This window comes from Streptomyces sp. CC228A (assembly GCF_021390935.1).
GTDB lineage: Bacteria > Actinomycetota > Actinomycetes > Streptomycetales > Streptomycetaceae > Streptomyces.
Genome location: NZ_JAJPUI010000005.1, coordinates 112,532 through 124,040, shown reverse-complemented (window position 1 = coordinate 124,040; position 11,509 = coordinate 112,532). Strand labels below are relative to the sequence as shown.

8 protein-coding genes and 2 pseudogenes are annotated in these 11,509 nt (G+C 74.1%); 2 read left to right on the top strand and 8 right to left on the bottom strand.

The window, feature by feature from the left end; all coding sequences use genetic code 11:
- Window positions 1–125: 125 nt before the first annotated feature.
- The 4 genes from L6E17_RS16065 to mshD form a co-directional block, all read right to left on the bottom strand.
- On the bottom strand, window positions 126–1,100 hold the full coding sequence (locus L6E17_RS16065; RefSeq protein WP_236241457.1) for an ABC transporter permease: 975 nt from the start codon (window positions 1,098–1,100) through the stop codon (window positions 126–128).
- Window positions 1,097–2,005: an ABC transporter ATP-binding protein gene (locus L6E17_RS16060; protein WP_236241456.1), complete on the bottom strand. Its 909-nt coding sequence runs from the start codon at window positions 2,003–2,005 to the stop codon at window positions 1,097–1,099. Before L6E17_RS16060 ends, L6E17_RS16065 begins: the two co-directional genes overlap by 4 nt.
- Entirely contained in the window at window positions 2,002–2,388 is a 387-nt protein-coding gene (locus tag L6E17_RS16055) for a GntR family transcriptional regulator (RefSeq protein ID WP_236241455.1), read from the bottom strand. The genes L6E17_RS16060 and L6E17_RS16055 overlap by 4 nt, the downstream gene beginning before the upstream one ends.
- A gap of 132 nt (window positions 2,389–2,520) precedes the next feature.
- Window positions 2,521–3,462, bottom strand: coding sequence for a mycothiol synthase (gene mshD / locus L6E17_RS16050; RefSeq protein ID WP_236241454.1), 942 nt, complete (start codon window positions 3,460–3,462; stop codon window positions 2,521–2,523).
- A 303-nt stretch (window positions 3,463–3,765) separates the two neighbouring features.
- Between mshD and L6E17_RS16045 the strand changes: the two genes are divergently transcribed.
- Both L6E17_RS16045 and L6E17_RS16040 read left to right on the top strand, forming a co-directional pair.
- Complete coding sequence (locus tag L6E17_RS16045) at window positions 3,766–5,598, top strand: bifunctional UDP-sugar hydrolase/5'-nucleotidase (RefSeq protein ID WP_236241453.1); 1,833 nt, start codon at window positions 3,766–3,768, stop codon at window positions 5,596–5,598.
- Between the two features lie 387 nt (window positions 5,599–5,985).
- Window positions 5,986–6,852, top strand: coding sequence for a phosphatidylinositol-specific phospholipase C (locus tag L6E17_RS16040; RefSeq protein WP_236241452.1), 867 nt, complete (start codon window positions 5,986–5,988; stop codon window positions 6,850–6,852).
- Here the strand turns inward: L6E17_RS16040 and L6E17_RS16035 are convergent.
- From L6E17_RS16035 to L6E17_RS16015, 4 genes and pseudogenes are all read right to left on the bottom strand, one after another.
- Window positions 6,832–8,244: a HAMP domain-containing sensor histidine kinase gene (locus L6E17_RS16035; protein WP_236241451.1), complete on the bottom strand. Its 1,413-nt coding sequence runs from the start codon at window positions 8,242–8,244 to the stop codon at window positions 6,832–6,834. The genes L6E17_RS16040 and L6E17_RS16035 overlap by 21 nt on opposite strands.
- A gap of 79 nt (window positions 8,245–8,323) precedes the next feature.
- Window positions 8,324–9,049: pseudogene (locus L6E17_RS16030) on the bottom strand (response regulator transcription factor); the annotation flags it as partial.
- 28 nt (window positions 9,050–9,077) lie between these two features.
- Window positions 9,078–10,258 (bottom strand): annotated as a pseudogene (locus L6E17_RS16025) (S1C family serine protease).
- Between the two features lie 207 nt (window positions 10,259–10,465).
- On the bottom strand, window positions 10,466–11,494 hold the full coding sequence (locus L6E17_RS16015; RefSeq protein ID WP_236241450.1) for a LacI family DNA-binding transcriptional regulator: 1,029 nt from the start codon (window positions 11,492–11,494) through the stop codon (window positions 10,466–10,468).
- Window positions 11,495–11,509: the final 15 nt, after the last annotated feature.

Here is an 11,509-nt window from a genome sequence, read left to right as displayed (position 1 = left end):
CCGGTACGCGCAGGAGGGGGCGGCCGGGGTGCGCGGTGCGTGGGGAGCGGATGGTGGCCGCGCGGGCGGGCGCCAGCGGGAGGGGGCGGAATCCCGTTCCGCCCCCTCCCGCGTCCGGCGTCCGCTCAGGCGTGGTGCCTGCGCAGCACCCGGAAGGCCGCGGCGGCGACGGCCGCGGCCAGGGCCAGGATGAGGGCCGTCTCGGTGAGCTGCACCGGCCAGAACGCCGACGGCGGGTGGTACTCGATGAACCAGCTGGTGACACCCAGCTCCGGAGGGCAGGCGTCATGGCCGGTCTGCAGGTCCCAGCAGCTGTCGTACGGCAGCCGTGCGCCGTCCTCGGTGACGTAGCCGGAGCGCAGCACGAAGGTGTCCGGCGGCAGTGAGGCCCAGCCGCCCTCGCGGCCCGTGCCGGCGCCGCTCAGCACCTTGTGCGGCCACAGGTCCCAGCGGAACGATCCGAAGAGCAGGACCACCAGCGCGGACGCCCCGCCCGCCACCGCCATGGCAGGCACGGTGCGCCGCACCAGCAGTCCGACGAGCACGCCGACGGCCACCCCGAGCAGGCAGTACGCCACCAGGACGGGACCCGATGACTCGTACGTGCCCCGCTCCGGCCAGTGGGCAAGGGACCTGAATCCGACGGACGCCCCACCCAGCTGGAACGTCCCGATGAGCAGTGCGGAGAGCACCACGGCGACGGCTGCCGCCGCGGCCGTCCTGGTGGCGAGCCACCGCCGGGGCGACACGGACTGGGTCCACGCCAGCCGGTAGGTGCCGCTCTCCAGTTCGCGGGCGACCAGCGGGCCCGCCACGAAGGCGCCCAGCAGCGCGGGCAGGAACAGCAGTGATTGGTCGGCGTACTCCATGGCCAGCCACAGCAGCCCCGTGATCGACATCTGGCCGTTGAAGGCGCGGGCGTCGCACATGTGCCAGTCCCCCGCCAGGCAGGCAGCCTCGCCGGGGGAGGCGGCCAGCCATATCCGCAGTGTCAGGGGGATGGCGGCGGCGACAGCCACCAGCCATCCGGCGGCCCACAGCGCCCTGCGGTGCTGCCGCACGGCGACCCACCCGCTCCCGCTCGGGGACAGCACGCTCACGCCGCCACCAGCCCTTCCCGGGCCGGGGCCGTCTCGGCGTCGAGCAGGGCGGGGGCGCCCGGTGCCCGCAGATGGGAGAGCAGCAGTTCCTCCAGGGACGGTTCGGTGGCCTGCCAGGAGTCGGGTGGGGGCGTTCCCGTCTCGTTCCTGACGAGCGCGGTGGTCTGGCGGCCCGTCGTGCGGGCTTCGACGACGGTGTACGGGGCGAGCGCCCTGTCCGCCTCGGCGGCCGGCCCGGTCAGCACGGTGTGGGCGCCCAGCACGCCGTCGACGGCGCCGCCCAGGCGTATCCGTCCGCCGTCGAGGAGCAGCAGGTGGTCGCAGGCGCCCTCCAGCTCGGTGAGGATGTGCGAGGACATCACCACGGTGGTGCCGCGCTCGGCGGCGTCCGCCATGAGCGCGCCCATGAGCTGGTGGCGGGCCAGCGGGTCGAGGTCCGCCATCGGCTCGTCCAGCAGCAGCAGTTCCGGTCGCTTGCCGAGCGCCAGTGCCAGGGCGAGCCGGGTGCGCTGTCCGCCGGACAGGGAGCGTACGGCGGACGCGGGGTCGAGCGGTGCGGCGACCGCGTCGGCGGCGTCGCCGTCCCAGCGCCGCGGGTTGAGCTCCGCGCCCATGCGCAGCGTCTCCCGCACCGAGAGCTGGGGGTAGAGCGGCTTGTCCTGGGACACGTAGGCGATCCGCTCGCGGGCCGACGCGGGGTCGGTGCCGAGCACGCGCAGCGCTCCGCTGCCGGGGCGCAGCACCCCGGCGGCGAGGGCGAGCAGCGTGGACTTCCCGGCGCCGTTCGGCCCGACGAGCGCGCAGACGCGGCCGTACGGCAGCCGGAAGGAGCAGTCACGCAGGGCGTCCCTGCGGCGGTACGCCTTGCCGAGGCCGACGGCCTCAAGGGCAGGCCCTGTGGTCACGGGTGTTCCCCCTTCTGGAACGCGTCCAGTACGGCGCCGAACAGCGCGGTCATGTCGTCCCGATCCATCCCGGCGCCGCCGGCGCGGGTGACCCAGTCGGCCAGCTCTGCACGCAGCGATGCGTCGGTGGCGCCGCCGCCCAGGGTGCGGCGCACGAAGGTGCCCAGTCCGCGCCGTGCTTCGACGAGCCCTTCGCGCTCCAGTTCGCGGTAGGCCTTCAGGACCGTGTTCGGGTTGATGGCGGTCGCCTCGACCACCTCGCGGGCGGTGGGGAGCTTGTCCCCGGGCTGCAACAGGCCCAGCCGCAGCGCCTGTTTGGTCTGCTGGACGATCTGGAGGTAAGTGGCGACGCCGCTGCGGCGGTCGATCCGGTAGGCGAGCACGCGACTTCCCCCCTTTCACTAATGAAGTAGTGAAAGGTTCCTCCGGAAAAGGGGTGCTGTCAACCGGCAGCACCCCTTCGGGCGGCCCCGGTGGGGCCGTGGCGGTGTGGTGGCGGGGCGGTGCCCCGCCGGTCAGGTCTCCGTGCGGTACATCAGGTCCACCTCGTGGGTGGTGAAGCCCAGGCCCTCGTACACGCGCAGGGCCGGGGTGTTGTCGGCGTCGACGTACAGCATGGCCGTGGGCAGGCCCTGGGCGGCCAGGTGGCGCAGGCCGATGGCGGTGAGGGCCTTGCCGAGGCCGCCGCCCTGGGCGTCGGGCGCGATGCCGACGACGTACACCTCGCCGAGCTGCTCCTCCGCGTGGACCTTCGTCCAGTGGAAGCCGACGAGGGCGCCGTCCGACTCGCGCTCGGCGAGGAAGAAGCCCTGCGGGTCGAACCACGGTTCGGCCTTGCGGTCGTCGAGGTCGCGCTGGGTGAGGGAGCCCTGCTCGGGGTGGTGGGCGAAGGCGGCCGCGTTGACGGCGAGCCAGGCCGCGTCGTCCTTGCCGGGCTCGAAGGTGCGGATCCGGACGCCCGGCGGCAGCGCCGGCTCGGGGATGTCCAAGGGGGACAGCGGGCGGCGGAGTTGGCGCAGCTCGCGGAAGAGAGTCAGGCCGAGCACCTGGGCCAGGTGGCGGGCGGCCGACTTGCCGCCGTGCGCCCAGAGCCGCAGCCGCTTGCCGGACTCGCCCAGCAGGGCCGAGCCGAGGGCCCGGCCGTGGCCGCGGCCCCGCTGGGACGGGTCGACGACCAGTTCGGCCGCCGGGGCCTCCACCGGGTCGGTGTCCTCCAGCTGGGCGTAGCCGACGAGGCGGTCGCCGACGCTGAGCAGCAGGTGCCGGACGCCCTCGCGCCGGCCTCCGCGCAGTTGGAGGCGCCCCTGCTCCGACACCGCCGGCATGCCGTCCACCTGGGCGGCGTCCGTGATGAGGGCGAGGACGGCCTCGACCTGCTCCGGGGTGAGCTCGTCGAAGGTCTCGATGCGGCGGCCCGGTTCGTAGGCCGTCGCCGATGCGGGAGCGTCAGTGGTCATGGGGACGAGCCTACGGCGGCCCTCGTCGGTCCGGGGGGTGCTTCCGGGGTGCTCGTCGGGTGATGGCAACCGGGTTGTGACCCGCTCCCCCCTGTTGCGCTACGCGCGTTGACCTTAGGCTGCGCTCGGCAGATCAGTGGCCACGGCCTCACGCCCCGACGTCGGCAGCGGTGCGCGCACCCCCTGGTGACGGCATGTGAGGTCAATCGGTGTCATGTGGTGTCGTACCAGGGGTTGTTTCCTGAACAGCAGCATCATGCGCCACAGGGGAACTAACGGGAACAAAGGGCAATAAGGGGACAGATGTCAGCGACTCGCCACAAGAAGCGGCACGGGCGGCGGATACTCGCCACCGCCGCCGGACTCGCCACCCTCGGTGCGCTCGTGGCCGCCATGCCGGCCGGGGCCGTGCAGCAGAAGGCGCCGAACGCCGAGTCCGCCGGCTGGACGTACGGCAAGAAGGCCGGCCGCACCGTCGACGTGCAGCTGCTCTCCTTCAACGACCTGCACGGCAACCTGGAGCCGCCGGCCGGTTCTGCGGGCCGTGTCACCCACACCCACGAGGACGGCAGCACCGAGACCATCGACGCGGGCGGCGTCGAGTACCTCGCCACCCACCTGCGCGAGGCCCGCAAGGGCCAGCGGTACTCGATCACCGCGGCCGCCGGCGACATGGTCGGCGCCTCCCCGCTGGTCTCCGGCCTGTTCCACGACGAGCCCACGATCGAGGCGCTCAACAAGCTGGAGCTCGACGTCACCTCCGTCGGCAACCACGAGTTCGACGAGGGCGCGGCCGAGCTCGCCCGCATCCAGGACGGCGGCTGCCACCCGGCGGACGGCTGCTACGACGGCCGCGGCTTCGGCGGCGCCGACTTCCCGTTCCTCGCCGCGAACGTCACCCGCGAGAAGACCGGCAAGCCGATCCTCGACCCGTACTTCATCTGGAAGAAGGGCGGGGTCAAGATCGGTTTCATCGGCGTGACCCTGGAGGACACGGCCAACATCGTCAGCGCCGAGGGCATCAAGGGCCTGAAGTTCGGCGACGAGGTCGAGACCATCAACAAGTACGCCAAGGTCCTGGAGCGCAAGGGCGTCAAGTCGATCGTCGCCCTCATTCACGAAGGCGGATACCCGGCCTCCGGCTCGTACAACTACGACTGCGACAGCCCCGGCCCCGGCGACGGCATCTCCGGGCCCATCGTCGACATCGCCCGCAACATCACCCCGCAGGTCGACGCGGTCGTCACCGGCCACACCCACCAGGCGTACGCCTGCACCATCCCGGACCCGTCCGGCACGCCGCGCACCGTCACCTCGGCAGCGTCCTTCGGGCGCCTCTACACCGACACGACGCTGACCTACGACCGGCGCACCAAGGACATCGTCCGCACGGCGGTCACGTCCGCCAACCACGTCGTCACCCGCGACGTCGCCAAGGCCCCGGACATGACCCGGCTCATCGACCGCTGGAACGGCCTCGCCGCCCCCATCGCCAACCGCCCCGTCGGCCACATCTCCGCCGACATCGAGGGCCGCGGCTCCGGTGCCCTGGAGAAGCCGCTCGGCAACCTGATCGCCGACGCCCAGCTGGAGGGCCTGGCCCCGGCCGGCAAGGGCGGCGCGCAGATCGCGTTCATGAACCCCGGCGGTATCCGCTCCGACCTCGTGCACGCGGGCTCCACCGCGGGCGAGGGCGACGGCGTCGTCACCTACGGCGAGGCGTACACCGTCCAGCCGTTCACGAACATGATGACCGTCCTCGACCTCACCGGGGCGCAGATCGTCACCGCGCTGCAGCAGCAGGTCAGCGGGCGCAACGCGGAGGCCGTGAAGATCCTCCAGGTGTCGCGGGGCTTCACGTACACGCTCGACATGACGAAGTCCGGCGCCGACCGCGTCGACACCGCGTCCGTGCGGCTGAACGGCGAGCCGCTCGACCCGGCGAAGACCTACCGCGTCGCGATGAACGAGTTCCTGGCCGGCGGCGGCGACGGCTTCACCGTCTTCACCGAGGGCGGCAACAAGCTGGTCGGCGCCTCCGACCTGGACGTGCTGATCGACTACCTCGGCGCCCACTCCTCGGCCGGCGCGCCGCTCGCGCCCCCGGCGACGGGCCGGATCACGGTCCTCCAGTAACACCCGGGAGCACCACCCGCACCCGGCAGTGCGACGGGGCGGCGAGCCGACAGGCCGCCGCCCCGTTCGCGTCCGCGGCCCGGCCCGCGGGCCGGTTCGCTCCGGTACGGGGTGCGCCCGGCGGGCCCCGCGCCCGGGGCGCGGTGCGGTGCGGGAGCGGGCGGGGCGGGGTGCAGGAGCGCGTCCCGCTGCGTCCGGGGGTGCCTCATGCCGTAGTGCGTCATGGCGTGGTGCGTCATGCCGTGGTGCGTCGAGCTGTGCTGCGTCCGGCGGTGCGGCAAGCCGCGGTGCGTCATGCCGCGCCTGCGTCCCGCCGTGCCGTCAGAGTCCGCACGCGGGCCCCGCAGCGGTCTGGCTGTATTGACGTGTACCCGCCATACTCCGCCCATGGCTCTCGACCGACGCGGGTTCCTTGCCGGAGGCGCGGCCCTGGCGCTCGCCGCACTGGGCGCCGCGCCCGCCCGCGCCCGCACGGCGGCGGATCTGCGGGACTGGATGGGCGCGCACCCCGACACCACGCCCCTGCGGGCCCTCACCATCCCCGGCACGCACAACTCCGGCGCCCCCGAAGGCGGGCTCTGGGTGGCATGCCAGAACACGACGATCGCCCAGCAACTGGACAGCGGCATCCGCTACCTGGACATCCGCTGCCGGGTGACCGGCGACGCCTTCGCCCTCCACCACGGCGCCTTCTACCAGCACCGGATGTTCGGCGACGTCCTCATCGCCTGCCGCGACTTCCTCGCGGCGCACCCCGGCGAGACCGTCCTCATGCGGGTCAAGCAGGAGTACTCGCAGGAGTCCGACGCCGCCTTCCGGGCGGTCTTCGACCGCTACCTCGACGCCAAGAACTGGCGCCCCCTCTTCCGCATCGGCCCCGGGCTGCCCCTGCTCGGCGAGGCCCGCGGCCGGGTCGTCCTCCTCGCCGACAACGGCGGTCTGCCGGGCGTGCGGTACGGGGACGGCGCCCTCTTCGACGTCCAGGACGACTACCGGGCCGAGCCCTTCGCGAAGTGGCCGAAGATCGAGGCCCACTTCAGGAAGGCCGCCGCCCAGCCGGGGAAGCTGTACGTCAACCACGTGTCCACCGCCGCGCTGCTGCCGCCCCGCTGGAACGCCGACCGGCTCAACCCGCAGGTCCACGCGCTGATGGACAGCGCGGAGGCGGCCGGCTGGCGCGGGCTCGGCATCGTCCCGATGGACTTCCCCGCCACCCGCGCCGGGCTGGTCGCCTCACTCCTGCGGCACAACTGACCCCGGTGCCGGGGGCGGCGGTGTCGGGGCCCCCGGGAGGCGGATCACCGCGCGGGTGCCGCCGCCCTCGGCGGGCGCGAGGGCCACCTCGCCGCCCGCCCGGCCCACCGTGCGCGCCACGATCGACAGGCCGAGGCCGGACCCGGGCAGGGAGCGGGCCGACGGCGAGCGCCAGAACCGCTCGAAGACGTGCGGGAGTTCGTCCGGCGGGATGCCGGGGCCGTGGTCCCGCACCGTGACGGCGCCGCCGTGCAGGGACACCTCCACCGTCCCGTCGGGCGGCGAGAACTTCACGGCGTTGTCCAGCACGTTCACCAGCGCCCGTTCCAACGCGGGCCGCTCCGCCCGCACGTACCAGGGGCGGATGTCCTCGTGGAACACCAGCCGGCGGGCGCGCAGCCGCACCCGGGCCAGGGCCGTGCCGAGCACCTCGTGCAGCGGTACCACCTCCGTGCGGCCCGGCGCCGGCCCGTCCGGGCGGGACAGCTCCTGGAGGTCGCCGATGAGCGCGGCCAGTTCGGTCATCTGCGCCGTGAGCGAGGCCAGCAGCGCCCTGCGGTCCTCCGCGGGGATCGCCCGGCCGGTCTCCTCGCTGCGCGCCAGCAGCTCGATGTTCGTCCGCAGCGAGGTCAGCGGCGTGCGCAGCTCATGGCCGGCGTCCGCGATGAGCTGCGCCTGCCGGTCGCGGGAGGAGGCGAGCGCGGCGGTCATCGCGTTGAAGGAGCGCGACAGGCGGGCGATCTCGTCCTCGCCCTCCGCCGGGATCCGCACGGTGAGGTCCTCGGTGTGGGCGATGTGCTCCACCGCGTCGGTGAGCCGGTCGACGGGCTTCAGCCCGGTCCTGGCCACCCACAGGCCCGCCGCACCCGCGCCGACCACCCCGAGGCCCGACACCAGCAGCAGCACCCAGAACAGCGTGGACATCGAGTTCTCGATCTCCGTCAGCGGACGGGCCACCGACACCGCGAAGACGCCCTGGTTCCTCGGCTGGTACGTGCGGACCCGCATCTCCACGCCGTCGCGGGCCCGCGTCGTGTGCAGCGCCTCCTCCCGCTGCCCGCGCGCCACCGCCAGGTCGGCCGGCTGCGCCGGGATCGGGGAGGCGCCGGGGGCCGTGCAGGTGGCGCCGCCGGCCATGACGATCTGCACCGTGTACGAGCCGGGGGCGGGCGGCACCTGCGCCTGGCCGCCGGACACGCAGGCCGTGACGAGCATCCGCTCGTACCCCTCGTCGACCGCGACGTTCCGCAGCGACGCGTCGAACTCGTCCGTGAGCCGCGCCCGCACCAGGAACCAGCACGCCACCGACACCGCCGCCACCACCATCGCCACCGACGCCGCCGTCAGCAGGGCGAGCCGCGACCGCAGCGGCAGCGCGCGGAACCGCCGCACGGGACCGGGGCCCCGGGCGGGACCGGGAGCAGCGCCGGGGGCGTGGGCGGGCACCGGCGGCGCAGGGGCGGTCACTCGCCGCCCCCGCGTCCCGCAGGACGTAGCCGACCCCGCGCACCGTGTGCACGAGGCGCGGCTCGCCGCCGGCCTCCGTCTTGCGCCGCAGGTACATCACGTACACGTCCAGGGAGTTCGAGGAGGGCTCGAAGTCGAAGCCCCAGACCGCCTTGAGGATCTGCTCGCGGGTGAGCACCTGCCGGGGGTGCGCGAGGAACATCTCCAGCAGCGTGAACTCGGTGCGGGTCAGCTCCACGCGCCGCCCGCCGCGGGTCACCTCGCGGGTCGCGAGGTCCATGCGCAGGTCCCCGTGGGCGAGGACCTCGCCGGCGTCGCCCGCGTCGCCGCCGTCGCCGCGCGCACCGTACGAGCTGCGGCGCAGCAGGGCGCGGATCCGGGCGAACAGCTCGTCCAGCTCGAAGGGTTTGACCAGGTAGTCGTCGGCGCCGGCGTCGAGGCCGGTGACCCGGTCGCCGACGGTGTCCCGGGCGGTCAGCATGAGGATCGGCACCGTCGAGCCGGACGCCCGGATGCGGCGGGCGGCGGTCAGGCCGTCCATGCGGGGCATCTGGATGTCGAGGACGACCAGGTCCGGCGCGCGGGCCGCCAGCTTGTCGAGGGCGTCCAGGCCGTCGACGGCGACCTCCGCGGCGTACCCCTCGAAGGCGAGGCTGCGCCGGAGCGCTTCGCGGACGGCGGGCTCGTCGTCGACGACGAGGATGCGGTCGGGCTCAGCGGTGGTGTTCATGGGTGTCAGCGTCGCACGGAGCCCCGGATCAGCCGCCCGAGCGCAGCGCGCCGAGGTCGGCCTTCACGGTGTCGATCGGGATGGCGAAGCCGAGGCCGACGCTGCCGGCGGCGGAACCGCCCGCGCCGCTCGGGGCGTACATCGCGGAGTTGATGCCGATGACCTCGCCGTTCATGTCGATCAGCGCGCCGCCGGAGTTGCCGGGGTTGAGGGAGGCGTCGGTCTGGAGGGCCTTGTACGTGGTCGTCGAGGAGCCGGTGTCGCCGTTGAACTGCTGCCCGCCGAACTCGAAGGGCCAGCCCTGCCGGGGGTCGTAGGAGCGCTGCCCGCTGTCGCCGCCGTCGTCCTTGGCGACCGTCACGTCCCGGTCGAGGGCGGAGACGATACCGCTGGTGACGGTGCCGGTGAGGCCCTCGGGGGAGCCGATGGCGACGACCTGCTCGCCGACCTGCACCCGGGAGGAGTCGCCGAGCACGGCGGCTTTCAGGCCCTTGGCGCCGCGCAGCTTGAGGAGCGCCAGGTCCTTGTCCGGGGCGGTGCCGAGGACGTCCGCGGTGTACGTGCTGCCGTCGCTGAGCTGCACGCGGATCTCGGAGGCGCCGGAGACCACGTGGTTGTTGGTGACGATCTCGCCGTCGGCGGTGATGATCACCCCGGAGCCGGTCGACCCGCCGGAGCGGCCGTCCGCCTTGATCTCCACGATGCTGGGCGACACCGCCTGCGCCACACCGGCGACGGTGCCCTTGCTCGACTGGGCGATCCCGGTGCCGTGGACCGCGCCGCCCGCCGCCACCGGTTCGCCGGCCGCGAGCCGCTGGGCCAGCGCGCCGGCGCCCCGCCGACGGCGGCGGCCGCGAGGGCGACGGCGGCGACGAGGGCGACGGGCCGCTTGGCGCGCCGCCTGCGCCTGTCCGGGGCGTGGCCCTCCGCCGCGGGGCCGGGGGCCGCGGGCCACGCGGCGGCGTACTGCGCCTGCCCGTGCGCGGGCTGCGGGTGCGCCGACTCCCCGCCTGCCGGCTGCCCGTCCGCGGACGGGGCGTGGGGGGAGGGCCCGTGCACCGGCTGACCGTACGCGTGCTGCCGGGGTCCCGGCTGCCCGTACGCCGGCGGCTGGGGGCGGCCCGGGTCGTCGGACCCCGCGTACCGGTCCGGTGCGTGGTCGTTCCCGTACTGCGGCAGGCCGTCGTGGCGGCGGTAGTGGTCCGTCATGGGTACGACTGTGGGGCGCGCGGATGAGAGGAGCCTGAGGACACCCTGAGAGCCCGGACAGAACCGCGCCGACGCGGGCGGAACGCGTGCCTGCCGGCCGCGGTGGTGGCGGCAGGCCGCGACGCGGACCTCGTCGTCGACGACCTGGTGGAACAGGCGGTGCTCATCGGTGACGCGGCGCGACCGGTAGCTGTGGAAGCCTCCGGCTCACGCCCCGTCGCAGCCGCAGCTGCGGCGGACCACCAGGGCCGACGGGAACTGCTTCACGCGCTCGCGGCGCGAGCCGGCGACGCGCAGGGAGTCGTCCAGGACCAGGTCCACCGCCGCGCGGCCCATGGCGGGGCGGTCGGAGGAGACCGTCGTCAGCGGCGGGTCCGTGAGGGCCGCTTCCTTCACGTCGTCGAAGCCCGCCACCGCCAGGTCGCCGGGGACGTCGAGCCGCAGCTCGCGGGCCGCGCGGAGCACGCCGATCGCCTGGTCGTCCGTGGAGCAGAAGATCGCCGGCGGCCGGTCGGGGCCCGACAGGATCTTGAGGGCCACCTCGTAGGCGTCGTAGCGGTTGAAGGGGGCGTGGAAGAGCCGGTCCTCCGTGGGCAGCCCGGCCTCCTGCATGGCGCGGCGCCAGCCCTCCACGTGGTCGGTCACCGGGTCGCCGACCGCCGGGGTGCCCTCGACACCGCCCATGCACGCCACGTACGGGTGGCCGTGCTCCAGCAGGTGGCGGGTGGCGAGCTGGGCGCCGCCTATGTCGTCGGTCACGACGGCCACGTCGTCGATGGCCTCCGGCCGCTCGTGCAGCAGCACCAGCCGCGCGTCCCACGCCTCGATCTCCGCCGCGGCCTGCCTGCTCAGGCCCTGGCTGACGAGGATCAGCCCGGCGACCCGCATCCCGAGGAACGCGCGCAGGTAGTGCAGCTCGCGTTCGTTGCGGTAGTCGGAGTTGCCGACCAGCACCATCTTGCCGCGGTCGGCGGCGGCGCGTTCCACCGCGTGCGCCATCTCCGCGAAGAACGGCTGCCGCGCGTCGGGCACGATCATGCCTATGAGGTCGGTCCGGCGCGACGCCATCGCCTGGGCCACCCGGTCGGGCCGGTAGCCCAGCTCCTTGATGGCGGCGAGGACACGCTCGCGCGTGGCCGGGGCGACCGGCCGGGGTCCGTTGTTGATGACGTAGCTCACGACCGCGGTCGAAGTACCCGCAAGTCGTGCCACGTCGTCCCGCGTCACCTTGGCCACGCGCGGCAGTCTACG